Below are 18,456 nucleotides of genomic sequence, written 5' to 3'. Positions count from 1 at the left end.
GCCATGCCGGATGCGGTAAAATAGCCGGATGCCCGAACTCTCCACCCCCACTTCCGGACCGGCCGCCGGCGACCGGCTGCGCATCACCGAGATCTTCCATTCCCTGCAGGGCGAGGCGGACACGGTGGGCTGGCCCACGGTATTCGTGCGCCTGACCGGCTGTCCCCTGCGCTGCCACTACTGTGATACGGAATATGCCTTCCATGGCGGTGAATGGATGGACCTGGGGGCCATCCTGACCGAGGTCGGGCAGTACGGGGCCCGCCATGTCACGGTCACCGGGGGCGAACCGCTGGCCCAGAAGGCCTGCCGGCCGCTGCTGACCCGCCTGTGCGATGCCGGCTACCGGGTGTCGCTGGAGACCAGCGGCGCGCTGGATATCGACCGCATCGACCCGCGCGTGATCAAGGTGGTGGACCTCAAGACCCCGGGCTCGGGCGAGGTCGAGCGCAACCGCTACTGCGTGCTGGAGCACATGAGCCCGGACGATCAGATCAAGTTTGTGCTGTGCGACCGGGCCGATTATGACTGGGCCCGGGAAAAGCTTACCGAGTACGACATCCCCGCCATCTGCCAGGTGCTGTTCTCGCCCGTCTGGGGACGGCTGGCGCCGCGCGACCTGGCGGACTGGATACTTGCCGACCGGCTGCCGGTGCGTTTCCAGGTGCAGCTGCACAAGCTGCTCTGGGGCGACGTGCCGGGCAGGTGAAACGAACGATGGTGCAGTCTGAAACAGCCGGGAAGGCCGTGGTGCTGCTCTCGGGCGGTCTGGATTCGGCCACGGTGCTGGCCATCGCCCGGGCGCAGGGCTATGACTGTCACGCCCTGAGCCTGGATTACGGGCAGCGCCACAGTGCCGAGCTGGCAGCGGCGGTACGGATTGTGCATGCGCAGGGCATCACGGATCACCAGGTCGTCCGGCTCGATCTGTCCCGGTTCGGCGGCTCGGCCCTGACGGACCCTGACATTCCAGTGCCCGAGGCCCCTGCGGCGGGAATCCCGTCGACCTATGTCCCGGCCCGGAATACGGTATTCCTGTCCCTGGCACTGGGCTGGGCGGAGGTGCTGGGCGCGCGGGACCTGTTCATCGGTGTCAATGCCGTGGATTATTCCGGTTATCCGGACTGCAGGCCGGAATATATCCAGGCCTTCGAGCGTCTAGCTAACCTGGCCACCCGTGCCGGCGTGGAAGGCGGGCACTTCAGGATCCGGGCGCCGTTGCTGGAATGGAGCAAGGCGCGCATCATTCAGGAAGGCATGCGTCTGGGCGTGGATTACAGCCTGACCGTATCCTGCTACGCCGCCGACGAGCAGGGCCGGGCCTGCGGGCGCTGTGATTCCTGCCGGCTGCGCGCGGCGGGCTTCGCCGCGGCGGGCGTGCCGGACCCGACCCGATACCGAAACTGATGGCCACGGTCGTAAGGGGGCGGTGGTGGCGAAACTCTTCAAGATCGAGAGGCAAGTGAGAGATGGAACTGACTCTGGGTAATCAAATCCTGCTGTGGGGCTTCGGCATCGCCGTACTGATGGGTGCCGTCGTCAACAAGACCAACTTCTGCACCATGGGCTCGGTCTCCGACTGGGTCAACATGAATGACACCGGCCGGTTGCGGGCCTGGGTGTTCGCCGTCGCGGTGGCCATCCTGGGCGTGCTGGCGCTGGAACTGTTCGGTTACACCGACATGAGCCTGACTGCCAGCAATGACACGGCCCAGCCGCCCTACCGCACGCCGATGTTCGTCTGGCCGCGTTATGTCCTCGGCGGGCTGTTGTTCGGTATCGGCATGTCGCTCGGCAGCGGCTGCGGCAGCAAGACCTTCATCCGCATCGGCGGCGGCAATCTCAAGTCCGTCGTGGTCGTGCTGATGATGGGCATCGCTGCCTACATCATGCTGTACACCAGTTTCGACCACTATGTGTTCCTGCAGTGGATGAACCCGCTGTCCCCGAATCTCACCGAGTACGGCATGGCCAGCCAAGACCTGGGCAGCATCGTCGGCGGCCTGGCCGGCATGGAGGATACCCGGGCGGCATATATCACCCTGGCTGCCGTGCTGGGTGTGCTGTTCGCGGCCTGGTGCTTTCGCGCCGCCGAGTTCCGCACCAGCTTCGACAACATCCTGGGCGGCACCGTGGTCGGCCTGGCCGTGGTCGGTGCCTGGGCAGTGACTGCAGGTCCGATGGGTCAGGAATGGCTGTCCGAGCTCGAATGGCTGGACGTCAAACCTCACGCCACCGGCGTGCAGTCCTATACCTTCGTGGCCCCCAGCGGCCAGATGCTGCACTATGCCGAAGGCGGCTTCGCCCAGCAGCTGCTGACCTTCGCCATGGTCGGGGCCTTCGGCGTGGTGGTCGGTTCCTTCCTCTGGGCTGTCATCAGCCGCGGCTTCCGCTTCGAGTGGTTCAATGACCTGGGCGATGCCGTGCGCCACGTTATCGGCGGTCTGCTGATGGGAGTCGGCGGCGTGCTGGCCATGGGCTGCACCATCGGACAGGCCGTGACCGGGGCCTCCACCCTGGCGCTGGGTTCCTTCCTGGCCTTCGGTTCCATCGTGCTGGGCAGTGCCCTGACCATGAAGATCCAGTACTACAAGATGCTCTACGAAGCCGAGGCCAGCTTCGGCGCGGCACTGGTGAGCTCCCTGGTGGACTTCCGCCTGCTGCCCAGGGGCATGCGGCGCCTGGAGGCGATGTAAGGGCGTCGTCTTTGCCTGCGGTGGCGGGCTGCTGTATGATTCGGCGCTCGCCCCACGGGGCCGTTAGCTCAGTTGGTAGAGCATCCGGCTTTTAACCGGCTGGTCGAAGGTTCGAGTCCTTCACGGCCCACCACTCCCCCAGTATCAGGTCAGACGGCCGGCTTCCTGCCCGGCCGTTTTCTATTTTGTCTGCCTTCAATGCCGACTGATGGCCGCGCTGTCCGGACGGTCGTCCTCGCAGGCGATCAGCATCCAACTGCGCAGCAGCTCCTGATACGCGGAGCGATCCACCGGCGTGGTCCGGAGTTCGGGGTGATCCAGCAACTGGCGCAGATGATAAACGACCCCCCGGGCGAGGCCGGTGCTGGGCTGCAGGGTGTGGCGTGTCATGAGGTAGAGCAGCACGGCTTCCAGCAGATCGCGGCGCGGCGGCCGGTCGGCGGCCGGGTCCGGCTCCAGGCCGGGCAGGGTGCGGATGGCTTGCATGCAGTGATCCTCCATGGCGGGTGGTCCGGGTTCAGGCCGCACGGTTGCGGCCTTCATTAAACGCAAATGATAATTATTATTATTTAATTGTCAAGCCTCGCCAGGCAAATCGTGACGCCCGGTTCACCCCTCCGGTCGAGCGCCGTTCAAACCGGCAACTGCGCCTGTCGGCCGGTAGACGGCCTCGCCTGCTCCCGTCGCGCCCAGACGCGCTCGTGCAGGTGGTAGGCAAGCGTATTGGCCAGGGGCTCGACCAGGGCGATGGTGCCGCCCACGGCCAGGCTGCCGGTCATCAGGTAACCGACGCTGAAGGCCACGCTGAAGTGGACTGCGGCGAAGCTCAGGGTCTTGGTCATGGTCCGGTCTCCCTCGGTAGCGACACCTGTATGGTTCATGGAGTGAGTATGAGGCCGGTAAATTTATAGGTAAAAACGTTTATTTTTATTATAGTAATAGTTATTTACGATTATTTGGGCCGGCTGGCCCGCCGCTTGTTCCTGCGTCCGCTGACGGGCTGCACCGTGTTGGGCAACTGGGCAAGGATCACCGCAGCCAGGGCTTCGGCCGCGGGACGGCGGGGGAAGCTGCGGCGCAGTACCAGCACGACCCGGCGCGAGGCATCGGCGATCGCCAGCGGCTGGGCCACCACGCCACTGCCGGTGGTCCAGGAACCGCGCATGGCCAGGGCCGGGACCAAGGTCACACCGTAGCCGGCACCGACCAGCTGGATCAGGGTTTCCAGGCTGGCGGCGCGCAGGTCGGCCAGCTCGCCCTGGTCCTGGCGCTGCTTGATGTGGCAGACATCCATGGCCTGGCGGGCCAGACAGTGCCCTTCGGCCAGCAGCAGCAGGTTTTCCCCGTCCAGGTCATGCAGCCGGATGCGCTCCCGGGTATAGAAGGGATGCTCACGGGGATAGGCGATCCAGAAGGGCTCATCGTAGAGCGGGATGACCTCGAGGTCATGTTCATCCACAGGCGTGGCGAGCAGGGCCACATCGATTTCGTGATCGCGCAGGCGTTGCAGCAGGACGTCGGTCAATTCCTCGGACAGTACCGGCCGCAGCGTGGGATGCTGCTTGCGCAGCGGCTTGAGGATCAGCGGCATCAGATAGGGGCTGATGGTCGGAATGGCGCCGATGCGCAGCGGGCCGGCGATGGGGTCCTGATGGGCGCGGGCGAGCTGGGTGATGGCGTCGGCCTGTTCCAGAATGCGGCGGGCATGATCCAGGATCTGATTGCCGATGGGAGTGACTTCCACCGAGCGGTTGGTGCGCTCGAAGATGGCCACGCCGAGCTCGTCTTCCAGTTTCTTGATCTGGCCGCTCAGGGTCGGCTGGCTGACGAAGCAGCGTTCCGCTGCGTGGCCGAAGTGGCGGGTCTCGGCCACGGCGATGATGTATTTCAGGTCACGCAGATTCATTCGGATTCCCTGCATCCCGTATTTCGGTGGGCATCAGCAATGATAGGGGAAAACGATCACAAACAAAAAGCCGAATGGCTACGGATATAATATATTCGTAGCTGCAGAGGGCGGATGCGGACGGGATGTCGGTGGGTAGGACTGACTCAGCCAGTCGGCGGGCCTGTCTCAGAACAGCGCCATCTCCATTTCCAGATAAACGAAATTGGCGTTGCGGCGGTGGTTTTCCTCATACAGCCGGCTGTCCTCCCACTCCGGGAAATGCGACTGTTCGACCGCCTCGCTCAGGGTGAGCCCGTTTTCGATGGCTGCCGCCATTTCGTCGCGCAGGCGCTGGATGTAGGCGCGGGTCTTTTCCACCATCGGGAAGGGGGCGGTCTGGGCGCTGCCGTGTCCCGGCACCATCAGCCTGGCATCGCTGAAGCGTTCCAGCAGCCAGTCCTGGCCTTCGATCGCCTGTTTGCTGTTGCCATCACCCATGTAGGTGGTGCGCTGGTTGAAGGCCAGGTCGGAGATCCAGACGATGCGCTGCCCGGCCTGATGCACGACCAGGTCGCCGTAGGAATGGTGCTTGCCGGCATTGAAGATTTCAAACCGCTGACCGCCGAGCTCGAGTGTGTGTGGTTCATCCAGCCGTGGCCGGTCGATGAGGAGGTCGGGTCTCACGCCTTCGAAGCCGCGCATGTCCGCGCCGAGGATGTCGCGCCGGTAGTCGGCCGACTCCCGGATCACCTCCGAGCCGAGGTAGTCGAGGATACCGGGATGGCCGATGACAGTGACTTCATCGTCGAGTTCGCGAAAGGCGGCGGCCCCGTAGGCATGATCGGGGTGGCTGTGGGTGAGGATCAGGTAACGGATGGGCTGATCCGTGACCTGGCGGATGGTGGCGATCAGCCGCCGCGCCAGCGCAGGCGTGCCAAGGCTGTCGATGACCACCACCCCCTCGGGCGTGACCACGAAACCCGCATTGCCGTTGAAGCCGCGGTTGCGCTCGTTGACCTGAGCAATATTGCCATAGAGAAAATAGGTGTCGGGTGCCAGCCGGTAATAGGGCAGGGGCCTGTGATCCGGGGCGTCGGCGTCGATGACGATGCGGGGCAGGCTCCCGGTGTCGATGGCGTTGGGCGGCAGCCGGTTGTCGGGATGGCGCTCGGCAGAACCGGGGTTCTGCAGACTGCCGTCCAGCCTGTCCATTGCAGTGGCGGCAGTCGCGCCCCACAGAAACAGGGTCAGCAGCGGGATCAGCATGATGGCGCGGAGCATTTCACTCTCCCTGACAGGACTCTGATCCCGAGCATAGCAGTCACAAATCCGCTTTTCATGCGTGGATAAGTAAGATCAGGAGCGCCACGGAAGACACGGAAAGCACGGACAATATAATTTTTTCGTGTCTTTCGTGGCTCCTGTAAAGAAAAACGGCCGCGGATGCGGCCGTCTGCAGTGTCCAGGGAGTACCTCGGACCTACTGCTGGAAGCTCTTCGCCAGACCGGGATTGCCGGCCACGTTCTTCAGCTTCGGCGTGTTCAGCTCGGTGACGTTGACCGTCTTCTGGTTACGCAGGTAGCTGGCGACCACATCCCAGATCGGACGGGTGTCGAGCGGCTCGTTGACATTGGCCCAGCCGGCCACCACATACTCCTTGTCCGGGTCGATCGGCTTGCCGTTGAGCTCCATGTCGGAGATGCGGTTGCCGATGCCGGCGGTCGGGTCGATCGCGTACCTGAGGCCGCCCACGCGAACCATGTCGCCGCCCTGCTGGTAGTAGGGGTCCTTGTTGTAGATGTTGTCGGCGATGTCCTCCAGGATGACCTTGATCCGCTCGCCGGTCATGTTGTTCAGGGTGGTCGAGGGATAGGTAAGCGCGGTCTGCGTCATCAGGTCCTCGAAGGTGATGGGCTGGCCGGGCAGCAGGCTGGTGCCCCAGCGGAAGCCGGGCGAGAAGGCGATCTCCGCCCCCATCTCCTCGATCATGGCATCGCAGATCAGCTGGTCGAAGGTGCCATTGAAGTTGCCGCGCCGGTACAGCAGGCTGTCGGTCACCGCCAGTTCCTCTTCCAGCTTCTCCTTGTAGGGCGCGCGCACCGATTCGATATGGGCGCTCATGTCGGCATCGGCCTCGAGCAGGTTGGAGAACACCGGCAGCAGGTGATAGCGGTAGTCGCGTACCTTGCCGTTCTTCACATCCAGGTCCAGCACGCCCAGGAACTTGCTGTTGGAGCCGGCGTTGGTGACCAGGGTCTTGCCGCCGCTGTTGCTGATCACCACCGGCTGCGGGATGGCGTCGTGGGTGTGGCCGCCCATGATGGCATCGATGCCGCTGACCTGGGAGGCCATCTTGATATCCACGTCCATGCCGTTGTGCGACAGCACGATCACGACCTGGGCGCCTTCGCCGCGGGCTTGGTCGACCATCTGCTGCATACGCTCGTCGCGGATGCCGAAGCTCCAGTCGGGGATCATGTAGCCGGGGTTGGCGATCGGGGTGTAGGGGAAGGCCTGGCCGATGATGGCAGTCGGCACGCCGTTGATCTCGCGGATCACGTAAGGCTTGAAGATCGGGTCGCCCCAGTCCCGGTCGACCACGTTCTGCGCGACGAAATCGACCTTGTCCTTGAGGTCGTTTTCCAGGATCTCGAGCACGCGTTCGGCGCCGTAGGTCATCTCCCAGTGCGCGGTCATGACGTCCACGCCGAGCAGCAGCTGGGCATCGACCATGTCCTGGGCATTGGTCCACAGCGAGGTGGCCGAACCCTGCCAGGTGTCGCCGCCATCGAGCAGCAGAGAGCCGGGGCGCTGGGCGCGCATCTGCTTGACCAGGGTGGACAGGTGCGCGAAGCCGCCGACCTTGCCGAAGGTGCGGGCGGCTTCCTCGAAATTCAGATAGGTGAAGGCATGTGCCTCGCGCGAGCCGGGCTTGATGCCGTAGTATTCCAGAAAGTGTTCTCCGACCAGGTGCGGCGGCCGGCCGCGCATGTCGGCGATGCCGAGATTGATGCTGGGCTCGCGGAAGTAGACCGGCAGCAGCTGGGCATGGCAGTCCGTGTAGTGCATCACGGAAACATTACCGAAAACAGGGATATCGTACAGGTTGCTGGATGCCGCATTCGGTTTCACGCCCCCGGGCTGCTTCTGGGTGGACGATCCGGATTCGCAGCCGGACAGATGGATTCCCGACATGCCGGCGATGGCGAGCATTTGCAGGAACTCACGGCGTGACAGACTCATCGATAACCTCCAATGTACAGGTGGAAGGATTGAACCGGCGCGAGGCAGGTATGCTGTTTGTCGCCCGACCCGAGGCAGGCGCTCCAGAAGAGACGTACCCGGACGGCGGCTTATTCCGTCGAATGGTTCAATTTTAAACAAAAAACCCGGTCTGGCGAACCAAACCGGGCTGATTGGCTGATCAGGTTGTCAGCTTACTTGCGGGCACCGGGACCATTGACTTCCAGACCGTTGCTCATGTAGGTGTGGAAGTATTCCAGGGCCTTGTACTCGTCGCTCTGGGCCGGGAAGGGCTTGGCACGGACCTGCTTGTTGCAGCCGCCATAGCGACGATGCAGGGTGCCGAGCTCGCCCCACTTGGAGCGGTACACCGGGAAGTGGGTCACATGACCCAGCGCCGGACTCAGCAGATCGGCGCGGACCTTGTTGCCGGCGTTGTAGACGTGGCAATCGGCGCAGGCCATGTTGAGCTGACCGCGTTTGGCGTAGAAATGCGCCTTGCCGCGCTCGTAGGCCTCCTGGGCGCGTTCATCGTTGGGAACCTCGATGTTGATCTCGTTGCCGCGCGAGGTATAGGCCATGTAGGCGGAGATCTGCGCGATCTTGCCCTTCTTCCAGCCCAGTGGTTCCTCGCCGTTCTTCACCCGACAGGCGTTGATCGCGCCTTCCAGAGTGACGACCTCGCCGGTCTTGGTATCGAAGTAGGGATAGTTCTGGCGGACGCCCTTGCCGTCGTTCTCGAAACAGCTGGCGTAGGTCTTGCCGTTCTTGAACGGGGTATTGAACATCTCCTTGCCCGCGGAGATATCGATCTCGTAGGGCGGGAAATCCTCGATGGATTCCCACTGCTCGCGGGAAGCCTGATCGATGGAGTAGACGCCGTTCACGTAATCGTCAAAGGGTACGTTCGGGAACCGCTTGTCAAAATAGGCGCGGAATTCCTTCAGGTCTTCCTGGGGGGTGGCGTTGGCTGCCTGGGGTAACGCCGCCACCATGCCTGCTGCGGCAACCGCTGCTAGGATTTTTCTCATTGATGCTGCCTCCTTCGGTTGTCTGTCGGGACCGCGCCGACGGCGCGGTCCCTTCGTCTTATGCGATTTGGGTTTCGATGGAGTCGCTTTCACCCTTGTTGTCGACCCAGCGCAGGGTCAGGGTGTCGCCTTTCGCGGCGCCCTTGAACCGGAAGGAGAGGTAAGGGTTCTTGGAAATTGCCGGGCCCCACTGTGCGGTCAGAACGGCGTCGCCCTTGTGTTCGCAGACAACCTCCTGGATGAAATGCGCCGGAATCTTCTCGCCCGTCTTGCTGTTCTTGCGCAGGCCGGTTTCCATCGGGTGGCTGATCAGTGCCTTCACCGTGGTGGTGTCGCCGGAAACCCTGGCGCGAATCTTGATCGTGTTTGCCATTGTATTAAACCTCGTCTACTGAAATATATCCGCTGGTGTGGTTGGCAGCCTTAGCCGCCGCAACCACCGATGGTGACCTTGACTTCCTTGCCGGTGCTGTAGAGCGAGCCGCCTGCCTTGACCACGGCGATGACGCTGGAAGTCTCGCTCATCTTGATGCGGGTGGCCACGAAGCCTTCGGCGCGGGGGCTCATTACATAGGCAGAGGTCAGCGGGGTGTTGTTCTTTTCCGCGACGATGCTGATGCTCTCGACATCGTCGATGGAGGTCTCGACGGAGACCGGGACCACGGCGCCGTTCTCGGCGATGTCGGGGGCCTTGATCTCAATCTTGTCACTGCCTTCGAGCTGGCTCTGGCCCATCAGCGAGTTCAGGGCGGAGTCAACGGAGTTGGCCTCGAAGGCCTCCTTGGGCCAGGCGGCCAGGACGGTGCGCGGGGCAAGCAGCCCGCTGCCGACGGCAACGCCGACGGCGCCCGCGGCCAGTGAGCCTTTGAGTAGGGTTCTGCGTTTCATGTTCGTCACGACGTTTCTCCTAACTGGACTGTATCCTGTTAAAGCGTATAAATGAATTCAACCACCTTGTCGATTTCGTCCTCGGACAGGATGTCATGGCGTCCGAAGGGAGGCATCATCGAGTTGGGGTTCATCTTGGTGGAATCCCAGATCTGGGCGCGAAGCTTGGACTTGTCGGGGAACCGCGCCTTCATGGCGATCAGGGGCGGGCCGATGTTGCCGGCGAGGTCGCCGCCCTCGACCTGGTGGCAGGCAAGACAGTTGCCCTTCTTGCGGTCAAAGGCAATCTGCTTGCCTTGTTCGATGACCGAAGCCTCCTCGGCGGATACGCTTCCGATCGGTGCCAGTGACATACTTCCGAGCAAGATCGCAACGGAAGCGGCGGACGTTATGATGCTTTTGCCTTGCCGCATCTGTGCCTCCTCAGTGGTGTGGGTGTTGTGAGTAGATGTCATGTATCGTCAGGGCGCCAGCGTAGTGCGGCCGCTGGGTCCGGGGATGGTGCAATACCTGATGGTCGAATATAGACCCATGAAAATACAGAGTCAAAGCCGATGCCGTCAATTGTGTCAATCGGATGTCGGCTGACAAGGGCCCCTCCTCCTCAGTCTCGCGCCGCAGTCCGGAAGTACAGATCCAGCCGGCGGCAAAGGTCAGCACTCGCGTTTACGCATGACCTGCGTACCCACATAGGACGGGTGTACGCATGGAAATATTCCACACCTTATGTCCTGGTTAGGATATTGGCACCTGGCGGCTGAACGCGGCCTGAACGCCCGGGGCCAACAGGCCCTAGTCCTGCTCCCGCTCGGCCAGCGCCTCGCGCTTGAGCCGGGCCAGCCGGGCCTCGAGCCGCGAGCTGGCATAGAAATCCTCCGGCTTCTGCTGCAGTGCCAGCTCGTACTGCTCGATGGCGGCATGGGTCTGGCCGTTGCGGTAGTAGTATTCCCCCATCGCCTCGTAGGCCTCGGCGGGGCGGTCCAGCCCGCTGGCGGCCTTGGCCAGCAGCCGGTACAGCTCGGGATCGGTCGTCTGTGGCTGCTGGCGCAGCTGGCGGGAGAGCAGATCGTAGGCCTGCTGGTGTTCCCCGGCATGGACCAGCGCCTGGGCATAGTAATGACTGATCACCGGATTACCGGGATACAGGGCCAGGGCCGCCTCGTAGGTTTTCAGGGCGCGCCCGGTTTCACCCTGACGGCTGAGGGCCTCGGCCAGGGCGATCCGGAAGGCGATGCGGTCAGGGTCGGCCTCGTGCAGCCTGCGCAGCAGCGGCAGGGCGCGTTCGGTCTGTCCGGCCCCGATGTAGGCCTGGGCCAGACCGTAGTCGCGCGCCGCGGCCGGCACCCGGTCGTCGTCCATCTTCTGAAAATAGTTCACCGCCTCCTGCGGTTCCAGGCTGGCCGCCCGCAGCTTGGCGCGTACCAGATAAAAATTGAGCGACTCCTGCACCGGTGCCTCCTTCGCCATCTGGTCGATGCGTGACATGGCGTCGGAGATGCGGTCGCTGGTGACCGGGTGGGTGCTGAGGAAGGGCGGTGGTGTCCCGTAATAACGGCTCTGCTGCTGCAGCCGGTCGAAGAAGTCCGGCATGCCTGCGGGATCGAAGTCGGCATCGCGCAGGGTCTGCATGCCGATGCGGTCGGCTTCCTTCTCATTGCTGCGGGTAAAGTTGATCTGGCGCTGGATGCTGCCGGCCTGCACGCTCATCAGGGCCGCCTGACCGGCCTCGCTGTTCTGGGAGGCAATCAGGATGGATGCCAGGATGGCGGCCGCGGTGGGCAGGTTCATGCGGCTGGCGCTGTCGTAGGCCCGGGCCAGATGACGCTGGGTGACGTGGGCGATTTCGTGGGCCATGACCGCAGCCAGTTCGCTTTCGCGCTGCGCGGCCAGGATCAGGCCGCTGTGGGCGCCGATGTAGCCCCCGGGGGCGGCAAAGGCGTTGATGGAATTTTCCTTGACGATAAAGAAGGTAAAGCCGCGTTCGGGTTCGCTGCTGCTGGCGGCCAGATGGTTGCCCAGGCCACGCAGATAGTTGACGATCTCCGGGTCGTCGACGAACTCCACCGTCTGGCGCAGCCGCCGGTAGAAGGCTTCCCCCAGTTCCTGTTCCTGCTGCGGGCTGACCGCCTGGCTGGCCGGATCGCCGATCTCGGGCAGTTGCAGGGGGGCGTCCGCCAGGGCGGGGGAGGGTACGCTGGTCAGGGCCAGTAGGGACAGGCCGAGCAGATTTCGCAACATCAACATCATGGGTCCGGGAGTGGTATCCCTTACTGTGACACCGGAAACGGGCTGGTGTTCGCGGCTAGTGGTCCTTCAAGGTGATATTTACAGATTCAGTTGGCCTGTCAGCGTTCAGGGCACCAACAGTAGGCGCCTTGAGGCGAGGCGCGCCTTGCAGGGAATGGCCATAGTCCTTTCCAAGAGGCGCAACGCCGCCATGGACGCTGACAGGCCAACCCTTCGGGCGCAGCTGTGGTGTCCCGCCGCGGCGTTGCGGTGCTTGACAAGGGAATAACCATTGCCTGCGCACCGCGCCTTGCGGCGAAACACCACAGCTGCGCTGAATCCGTAAATATCACCTTGAAGGACCACCAAGCTTGCGGCCTTGCGGCAGAGTTGGCAATATATTCAGAATATCATGATTAACTAATATATAAGGAGGGCCGATACCCATGCAAGGCATCAAGGAAATAGACGCTCAAGGTCTGGCCGCATTGATGGAAGCGCAGGGAGAGGGCATACGTCTGGTGGATGTGCGCTCTCCCGAGGAAATGGCCCAGGGAATGATCGCCGGTGGCGAGCCCCTGCCGCTGCACCTGCTGCCCCTGCAGGTCGATCAGTTCCGTAATGAGCACCGTACCCTGGTGTTTTACTGTCGCAGCGGGGCGCGTTCGGCGCAGGCCTGTCACTTCCTTGCCCAGCAGGGCGTGCCGGCCGCGCTGGTGAATCTGCGTGGCGGCATAATCGACTGGGTCCGCTCGGGCCATCCGGTGGTGTCTCCCGACCGGCAGGCAGCCTATGCTTGAGCCATTTCAGGCTGACTGCTAGGGTGCCGCTAAGTCCCGGAGACCACGCCTCCTGATGCCTCTGTCGCAGGCTTCACGGCGAGCGCCCCGGACTTGCGTTTATGCGGCGCATACCGTATAAGTGCGTACTTCAAAATTACCGGATACCCGTCAGTCTGTAATTTTCACTGACCTGAGATCTTTGCAGTTTTACCATCGTTTACAAGTGTGTAATTCAGAGGAGTACTCATAAATGGCAAATTTCGACGAGGAACTGGATGCATCCGGCCTGAACTGCCCGCTGCCCATCCTGCGTGCCAAGAAGGCGCTGGCCAGCCTGGGCAGCGGCAAGGTGCTGCACATAATCGCCACCGACCCGGGTTCGGTTAAGGATTTCGAGGCCTTTGCCAAGCAGACCGGCAACGAGCTGATGGAGTCCAAGGAAGACGGCGGCAAGTACCACTTCCTGATCAAGAAGGCCTGAGCCGACTCACAGCGGTTCGAGTTCTTTGCCGGCAACGGCAACAAATAAAGCCCTGCAGATGCAGGGCTTTTTTGTTACGTAGGATGGGTGGAGTGAAGCGCAACCCATCGGGCGGCCGGGGACGATGGGTTGCGGTGCAGCCGCCTCCATCCGTCCTGCGACGCTATCGACTCACCGGAAGTTCCACACCAGCTGGGCGCTGACGATATCCACCGAGCTGTCATACTCGCCGGTGATGGTGCCGGCGCTGGCGCTGGTGTGATCGATGTCCGTGTCCTTGATGAACAGGTGGGCATAGCCGACATCGACCCGCAGCGTCTGACTGGGGCTGTAGGAGGCGCCCACGGCCAGCCAGCGGCGATCGTTGCCCGGGATGCGCGGGGTGCGGGCCTGGGCGTCGGGAATGGGCTCCTCGTCGAACGCCATGCCGGCACGCAGCAGCCAGGCACTGTTGTGGCGGTAATTCACGCCAACCGAATAGCGGTTGCTGTTGGACCAGTTCTCGGGCGTGACCGAGTCGGGCTGATTGGAGTCGAACTCGATACGCAGCTCGTCGAAGCGCTCCCAGCGGGTCCAGGTGTAGTCGGCCAGCAGGGTCCAGCGGTCGTTGAGATCATGTGACAGGCTCAGCGAGGCGCTTTCCGGCAGGGTCACGCCGGCGCTGACGTCGGTCGGCACGAAGACCCCCTGGTTGGTGAACAGCGGATGTGCATTGGTGAAGCTGGCGTCGCCCTTGAGGTCCTGCTCGATCCTGGAACGGTAGGCCAGACCGACGCGGCTGCCGGGCTGGATCTCATAGAGCAGCCCCAGATTGAAGCCAAAACTCCAGTCGTCGCCCTCGATCTCGGCGGTGGCATCGGCCCCCTGCGGCGTCAGGCCGAGCGGATCGCAGGTCGCCTGGGCAGCAGCCAGGTTGCCGCCCTGACTGATGACATTGCCGTAACAGGCGCTGCCCTGGTCGACGGCCTGGCTCAGCTCGGCCTCGATGTACTGGGCGCTCACGCCTGCGCCCAGGGACAGCTTCGGCGTGGCCTGCCAGGCCAGACTGGGATTGATGTTCAGTGTCATGACCTCCGACGTGAGAGCATGATAGCGGCCCACCCAGCCGTCATCGTATTCGGTCTTCAGCCCGAAGGGGACGTTGACGCCCAGCCCGAACACCAGGTCCTCGCGCAGCGGCATGGCGTAATAGAGGTTGGGTATCAGGGCGGTATCGCCGGCGTCCCCGCCGTCACCGCCGGTCACCGGGTTGCCCAGGGCGTCGGTCGCACTGCCGGAGAAATCGGCGCCGGTCCGAACGATATGGCCGGCCACCACCAGCTGCCGGCCCTTCAACTGCGTCAGGCCGGCGGGATTGAAGAACACCGTCGAGGCGTCCTCGGCGTTGGCCGCGGCCCCGGCATAGGCATTGCCCATGCCGCTGGCGCTCTGCTCGACGAGGGCAAAGCCCGCGCCCTGGGCCGGGCCCCAGGCGCCCGTCATCAGGATGGCGCCGATCAGGGGGCTGGCAGACGGTTTTCTGGCAATCCGGTTCATATTTCAGTCTCTCCCGTGTCAAGGTCTGGTGATAAAGCCATGCGAAATTAGCACAGCGATTCATAAAAACAGATCTCAAGGCGTCCCGCCCCGGAATTTGTTGCGCAAGCGCAACAAGTGGAATCCCGAGGCTAAACAGGCATGTTCCTTGCTTAGTTCACTCCGGTTTGACAATTTTCGCCTAGCTTGACATTCTGTTGCGGTCGCCGCAATGGGTTGTCGCGAAAAAACAACACATCTGGATTCCGCCAGGAGGGAGATTCAAATGGTACGTACGTTCAAGGCTTCACTCGTCAGCTTCGCCGTGGCCGCCGCGCTGGCCGCGCCGGCCGCCTACGCCACCAACGGCTATTTCAAGATCGGCTACGGCACCAAGAACCGCGGCATGGCCGGTGCCGGCATCGCCTATTCCCAGGATTCACTGGCTCCGGCCACCAACCCCTCCGGCCTGTCCTTTGTCGGCAACCGCGTGGATTTCGGTGTGGAACTGTTCAGTCCCAAGCGTGAGGCTCAGCTGGATGCCTCCGCGATCGGTGGTACGGATACCGGCAAGGTCGACAGTGGCGCGACTCTGTTTGCCATTCCGCATGCCGGCTTCGCCATGGATATGGGTAACATCACCGCCGGCATGAGCATTACTGCCAACGGCGGCATGAACACCCGTTATAACTCCAACCTGTTCACGGACGCTTTCGCGCCGGCCATCGGCTGTAACGGCGCGGCCTTCTGCGGCGGTGCACCGTCGGGATTCGCCGGCATGATCGTCGGCATGGGTGGCACGGTACCGGATGCCGTGCTGCAGGGGATAGGTTCCAATCCCAATCTCAATCCTTCTCTGGGTGTGAACCTGTCCCAGGTCATTATCGCGCCCACAGTCTCGACCAAATTGAGCGAGAATCATTCTGTTGGCGGCTCGCTGCTGATCGGCTACCAGCGTTTCCGCGCCTACGGTCTGGGCCTGTTCCAGCCCCTGTCGAGCGATCCCAATAGCGTGACCAACAATGGGGACGATGACGCCTGGGGTGCCGGCCTGCGCGTCGGCTGGACCGGCAAGGTCACGGACAGTCTGACCCTGGGTGCTCAGGCCTCGTCCAAGATCTACATGCAGAAGTTCAGCGACTACGAGGGCCTGTTCGCCGAGCAGGGCGATTTCGACATCCCGGCCCAGTTCGGCGTGGGTCTGGCCTTCACGCCCACGGACAAGACCACCATTGCCGTGGACGTGCAGCACATCATGTACGGGGATGTGGATTCCATCGCCAACGACGGTCCGACGGCGGATGAATTCTTCGGTGCTCTGACCGAGGTGTTGCAGAGCGGGGCCTATACGGGGGCGGGACGCCTGGGTGACGACGACGGCTGGGGCTTCGGCTGGGACGACATCACCGTGATCAAGGTCGGTGTCAATCACCGCTACAACGAGAAGTGGACCTTCCGCGGCGGTATCAACTACGGCGAAAACCCGATCGACGATGACCAGAACCTGTTCAACATCCTGGCGCCCGGCGTGGTGCAGACTCATGTCACGGCCGGCTTCACCTATCATCCGAGCCGTTACCAGGAGCTCTCGGTCAGCTACATGCATGCATTGGACAACGATCAGGATCATACCTTTGCCGGCACCGGCGGCTTTGCCGGCTTCAGCTATGACACCGAAATCGGCATGTACCAGAACGCCCTCGAGATCAGCTACGGCATGAAGTTCTGAGCTGAAGACCGAGGCAGGAGAGAAATGGCGTAGGGAGCGCGCCGGCACGGGGGCCATGGTGACATGGCCCCTGTTGCGTTCAGGTTCTGTTAATGGATAAATAACTAACGTTTCACGACGGGCTGCCGAAAAGGCAGACAACCACCTTGAGAATGAGGGACAGGAGGCAGGAATGAGAATGTTCAATCACCTGATGCGGGGACTGCTGCTTGCGGCATGCACCCTGCTGCCATTCGCCACCAGTGTGCAGGCGGCGGACAAGTTCAAACCTTTCGTGCTGGCCGAACGCGGCTCGGGCGATATGAAGGAGAAGGTCGCCGAGGTCAAGGAGTCCCTGCGTGACGCCGGTTTCGAGATCGTCGGTGACTATGTGCCGTTCGAGGATTCACACATCATCATCTTCACCAGTGACGCCATCAAGCAGGTGGCCGCAATGACCGAGTACGGTGGCTTCGCCATGGCGCAGCGGGCCGCGGTCTCGCGGGTCGGCAATGAGCTTCAGGTTTCCTACGTGAATCCTGTCTACATGGCTCACGCCTACCGGCTCAAGAGCGATTTCTCCAACACCGCGGAGGCCCTGGAGCAGGCGCTGGGCAGGGTCCAGGAGTTCGGTTCGGAGGACGGTCTGAGCGAGCGCAAGCTGCGCAAGTACCACTATACCTTCGGTATGGAATACTTCCCTGACGTCTATGAACTGGCCGAGTACGGCTCCCACCGGGCCGCCGTGGCCGCGGTGGATAAGAACCTGCAGAAGGACGACGGCGTCGAATCCCTGTACCGCATCGATATGCCCGGCAAGGACGTAGTGATCATCGGCGTGTCCATGTCGGCCGGCGAGGACGGTGACAAGTACATGGACGATGCCTTTCAGATGTCGGTGGTCGATTTCGGCGAGCTCAAGAACTCGGCCTATCTGCCCTACGAGATCATGATCACGGGCAATGAGGTTGTCGCCCTGCACATGCGCTTCCGCATGGCCGTGCACTTCCCGGATCTGAAGATGATGGGCTCCAACAGCTTCATGAAGCTGATGCCCAGTCCCACGGCCATTGAGAAGGCCCTGCGCGACGCCGTGAACGAATAAGCGGATTCGACAGGGTCCGATCCCGGAAAAGCCCCGCCTGTGCGGGGCTTTTTTTGTGACGTGGATCCGAGTTCGGACAGCCGGGTATTGACTTGCGCCGGGTAAAGTTTCAGTCGCCCGGGACGCTACAGGGATAGCGCGTCGAGCGGTGAAGGCTCCGGACGAGCGCGGGTGAGGGGAATCAATGGAGAGGGATGCGACGGTCATGGTCAAGACCTGGATGGAGAAGACGAAACGCAGCGCGGCCTGGCTGCCGGCCGGGCTGCTGATGGTGATGGGGGTGCTGGATGCGGTTGCATTCAACAGCTTCGGTGGTGCCGCACCGGGCTGGTTGCTGGCGCTCGGTGCCCTGGCGGCCCTGCCGCTGGCCCTGTCGCTGCGGGCCGGCCGGCGGCGGCAGCTGGCCTGGGGCAGGGCCCTGTCTGCCCTGGCCGATGGCGAGGCCGCCGAAGCTCAGCCGTCAGTGCACGTCATGCGTCATGGTCGAGGCCTTCAATCGGGTCGATGCCCGCATCGCCGAGCGCGAGGCCGCCCTGGAGCATGTGGCGGGTGGACTGCAGGCCGCGATGGATCAGCTGCAGGCCCTGTTCGGGACGGTCAGCAGTTGTGGCAACGATAACGGTCAGCACGAGGCCAGTGTGGCCGTCGATGAACTGGTGCAGGCCGTCGAGGAGATCGCTCACAACGCCGCCTCGGCCGCTGAATCGACCCACCAGGCGCTGAACGAATCCGAGACCGGCAAGGTCACCATGACCAATGCCCTGGGCTCCATGTCCAGCCTGAACGATCAGATCGGGCGCGCCGGCCAGGCGGTGGAACGCCTGAGTCAGGAGAGCACCAATATCGGTGCGGTGCTGGATGTGATCCGGGGGATCGCCGAACAGACCAACCT

Annotated in this window: 18 protein-coding genes, 1 tRNA gene and 1 pseudogene; 9 read left to right on the top strand and 11 right to left on the bottom strand. The window is 62.8% G+C overall.

Annotation, left to right across the window (positions count from 1 at the left end; all coding sequences use genetic code 11):
* The first annotated feature begins 28 nt into the window (after positions 1–28).
* The 4 genes from queE to D6C00_RS03785 all read left to right on the top strand — a co-directional run bounded on the left by queE (position 29) and on the right by D6C00_RS03785 (position 2,829).
* Positions 29–709 (top strand): 7-carboxy-7-deazaguanine synthase QueE, encoded by a 681-nt coding sequence (gene queE, locus D6C00_RS03800; protein WP_125180381.1) that lies wholly within the window; start codon positions 29–31, stop codon positions 707–709.
* Between the two features lie 8 nt (positions 710–717).
* Positions 718–1,407, top strand: coding sequence for a 7-cyano-7-deazaguanine synthase QueC (gene queC, locus D6C00_RS03795; protein ID WP_125180380.1), 690 nt, complete (start codon positions 718–720; stop codon positions 1,405–1,407).
* A gap of 62 nt (positions 1,408–1,469) precedes the next feature.
* Entirely contained in the window at positions 1,470–2,696 is a 1,227-nt protein-coding gene (locus D6C00_RS03790; protein WP_125180379.1) for a YeeE/YedE family protein, read from the top strand.
* 57 nt (positions 2,697–2,753) lie between these two features.
* Positions 2,754–2,829: transfer RNA gene (locus D6C00_RS03785), tRNA-Lys, on the top strand.
* Between the two features lie 62 nt (positions 2,830–2,891).
* Here the strand turns inward: D6C00_RS03785 and D6C00_RS03780 are convergent.
* The 10 genes from D6C00_RS03780 to D6C00_RS03735 form a co-directional block, all read right to left on the bottom strand.
* Entirely contained in the window at positions 2,892–3,182 is a 291-nt protein-coding gene (locus tag D6C00_RS03780) for a hypothetical protein (RefSeq protein WP_125180378.1), read from the bottom strand.
* A 146-nt stretch (positions 3,183–3,328) separates the two neighbouring features.
* Complete coding sequence (locus D6C00_RS03775; RefSeq protein ID WP_125180377.1) at positions 3,329–3,538, bottom strand: DUF2061 domain-containing protein; 210 nt, start codon at positions 3,536–3,538, stop codon at positions 3,329–3,331.
* 110 nt (positions 3,539–3,648) lie between these two features.
* Entirely contained in the window at positions 3,649–4,602 is a 954-nt protein-coding gene (locus tag D6C00_RS03770; RefSeq protein ID WP_125180376.1) for a LysR substrate-binding domain-containing protein, read from the bottom strand.
* A 168-nt stretch (positions 4,603–4,770) separates the two neighbouring features.
* On the bottom strand, positions 4,771–5,865 hold the full coding sequence (locus tag D6C00_RS03765; protein ID WP_125180375.1) for an MBL fold metallo-hydrolase: 1,095 nt from the start codon (positions 5,863–5,865) through the stop codon (positions 4,771–4,773).
* Between the two features lie 199 nt (positions 5,866–6,064).
* Positions 6,065–7,828, bottom strand: a complete 1,764-nt coding sequence (gene soxB / locus D6C00_RS03760) for a thiosulfohydrolase SoxB (RefSeq protein WP_125180374.1) — start codon at positions 7,826–7,828, stop codon at positions 6,065–6,067.
* A gap of 194 nt (positions 7,829–8,022) precedes the next feature.
* Positions 8,023–8,859 (bottom strand): sulfur oxidation c-type cytochrome SoxA, encoded by an 837-nt coding sequence (soxA, locus tag D6C00_RS03755; RefSeq protein WP_125180373.1) that lies wholly within the window; start codon positions 8,857–8,859, stop codon positions 8,023–8,025.
* Positions 8,860–8,917: 58 nt separating this feature from the next.
* Entirely contained in the window at positions 8,918–9,232 is a 315-nt protein-coding gene (soxZ, locus tag D6C00_RS03750; protein ID WP_125180372.1) for a thiosulfate oxidation carrier complex protein SoxZ, read from the bottom strand.
* A 50-nt stretch (positions 9,233–9,282) separates the two neighbouring features.
* On the bottom strand, positions 9,283–9,756 hold the full coding sequence (gene soxY, locus D6C00_RS03745; RefSeq protein WP_125180371.1) for a thiosulfate oxidation carrier protein SoxY: 474 nt from the start codon (positions 9,754–9,756) through the stop codon (positions 9,283–9,285).
* 29 nt (positions 9,757–9,785) lie between these two features.
* Positions 9,786–10,160 (bottom strand): sulfur oxidation c-type cytochrome SoxX, encoded by a 375-nt coding sequence (soxX, locus tag D6C00_RS03740; RefSeq protein ID WP_206609498.1) that lies wholly within the window; start codon positions 10,158–10,160, stop codon positions 9,786–9,788.
* A gap of 379 nt (positions 10,161–10,539) precedes the next feature.
* Positions 10,540–11,985, bottom strand: a complete 1,446-nt coding sequence (locus D6C00_RS03735; protein WP_158675277.1) for a M48 family metalloprotease — start codon at positions 11,983–11,985, stop codon at positions 10,540–10,542.
* Positions 11,986–12,419: 434 nt separating this feature from the next.
* On the opposite strand from D6C00_RS03735, the gene D6C00_RS03725 reads away from it, so the two are divergent.
* Entirely contained in the window at positions 12,420–12,773 is a 354-nt protein-coding gene (locus D6C00_RS03725) for a rhodanese-like domain-containing protein (RefSeq protein WP_125180369.1), read from the top strand.
* A gap of 232 nt (positions 12,774–13,005) precedes the next feature.
* The gene (locus D6C00_RS03720) at positions 13,006–13,236 is read left to right on the top strand and encodes a sulfurtransferase TusA family protein (RefSeq protein ID WP_125180368.1); all 231 of its coding nucleotides are present in this window, start codon (positions 13,006–13,008) and stop codon (positions 13,234–13,236) included.
* Positions 13,237–13,407: 171 nt separating this feature from the next.
* On the opposite strand, the gene D6C00_RS03715 is transcribed toward D6C00_RS03720, so the two are convergent.
* Positions 13,408–14,772, bottom strand: coding sequence for an OmpP1/FadL family transporter (locus D6C00_RS03715; RefSeq protein ID WP_125180367.1), 1,365 nt, complete (start codon positions 14,770–14,772; stop codon positions 13,408–13,410).
* Between the two features lie 265 nt (positions 14,773–15,037).
* Here D6C00_RS03715 and D6C00_RS03710 point away from each other — a divergent pair, with 265 nt between their 5' ends.
* The 3 genes and pseudogenes from D6C00_RS03710 to D6C00_RS16540 all read left to right on the top strand — a co-directional run.
* Positions 15,038–16,480, top strand: a complete 1,443-nt coding sequence (locus tag D6C00_RS03710; RefSeq protein WP_158675276.1) for an OmpP1/FadL family transporter — start codon at positions 15,038–15,040, stop codon at positions 16,478–16,480.
* A 172-nt stretch (positions 16,481–16,652) separates the two neighbouring features.
* Positions 16,653–17,564, top strand: coding sequence for a hypothetical protein (locus D6C00_RS03705; protein ID WP_206609497.1), 912 nt, complete (start codon positions 16,653–16,655; stop codon positions 17,562–17,564).
* Positions 17,565–17,851: 287 nt separating this feature from the next.
* A pseudogene (locus tag D6C00_RS16540) lies at positions 17,852–18,454 on the top strand (methyl-accepting chemotaxis protein); the annotation flags it as partial.
* Positions 18,455–18,456: the final 2 nt, after the last annotated feature.

Source organism: Thiohalobacter thiocyanaticus (assembly GCF_003932505.1).
GTDB classification, from domain to species: domain Bacteria; phylum Pseudomonadota; class Gammaproteobacteria; order Thiohalobacterales; family Thiohalobacteraceae; genus Thiohalobacter; species Thiohalobacter thiocyanaticus.
This window is presented reverse-complemented; position numbering and strand designations above follow the sequence as displayed.

Bases quoted from the DNA above. Each gene is read 5' to 3' on its own strand.
- D6C00_RS03725 (WP_125180369.1), top strand. From the start codon at position 12,420: ATGCAAGGCATCAAGGAAATAGACGCTCAAGGTCTGGCCGCATTGATG.
- queE (WP_125180381.1), top strand. From the start codon at position 29: ATGCCCGAACTCTCCACCCCCACTTCCGGACCGGCCGCCGGCGACCGG.
- queC (WP_125180380.1), top strand. From the start codon at position 718: ATGGTGCAGTCTGAAACAGCCGGGAAGGCCGTGGTGCTGCTCTCGGGC.
- soxZ (WP_125180372.1), bottom strand. From the start codon at position 9,232: ATGGCAAACACGATCAAGATTCGCGCCAGGGTTTCCGGCGACACCACC.
- D6C00_RS03780 (WP_125180378.1), bottom strand. From the start codon at position 3,182: ATGCAAGCCATCCGCACCCTGCCCGGCCTGGAGCCGGACCCGGCCGCC.
- soxX (WP_206609498.1), bottom strand. From the start codon at position 10,160: ATGCGGCAAGGCAAAAGCATCATAACGTCCGCCGCTTCCGTTGCGATC.
- D6C00_RS03790 (WP_125180379.1), top strand. From the start codon at position 1,470: ATGGAACTGACTCTGGGTAATCAAATCCTGCTGTGGGGCTTCGGCATC.
- D6C00_RS03715 (WP_125180367.1), bottom strand. From the start codon at position 14,772: ATGAACCGGATTGCCAGAAAACCGTCTGCCAGCCCCCTGATCGGCGCC.
- D6C00_RS03710 (WP_158675276.1), top strand. From the start codon at position 15,038: ATGGTACGTACGTTCAAGGCTTCACTCGTCAGCTTCGCCGTGGCCGCC.
- D6C00_RS03720 (WP_125180368.1), top strand. From the start codon at position 13,006: ATGGCAAATTTCGACGAGGAACTGGATGCATCCGGCCTGAACTGCCCG.
- soxA (WP_125180373.1), bottom strand. From the start codon at position 8,859: ATGAGAAAAATCCTAGCAGCGGTTGCCGCAGCAGGCATGGTGGCGGCG.
- soxB (WP_125180374.1), bottom strand. From the start codon at position 7,828: ATGAGTCTGTCACGCCGTGAGTTCCTGCAAATGCTCGCCATCGCCGGC.
- D6C00_RS03770 (WP_125180376.1), bottom strand. From the start codon at position 4,602: ATGAATCTGCGTGACCTGAAATACATCATCGCCGTGGCCGAGACCCGC.
- D6C00_RS03765 (WP_125180375.1), bottom strand. From the start codon at position 5,865: ATGCTCCGCGCCATCATGCTGATCCCGCTGCTGACCCTGTTTCTGTGG.
- D6C00_RS03705 (WP_206609497.1), top strand. From the start codon at position 16,653: ATGAGAATGTTCAATCACCTGATGCGGGGACTGCTGCTTGCGGCATGC.
- D6C00_RS03775 (WP_125180377.1), bottom strand. From the start codon at position 3,538: ATGACCAAGACCCTGAGCTTCGCCGCAGTCCACTTCAGCGTGGCCTTC.
- D6C00_RS03735 (WP_158675277.1), bottom strand. From the start codon at position 11,985: ATGTTGCGAAATCTGCTCGGCCTGTCCCTACTGGCCCTGACCAGCGTA.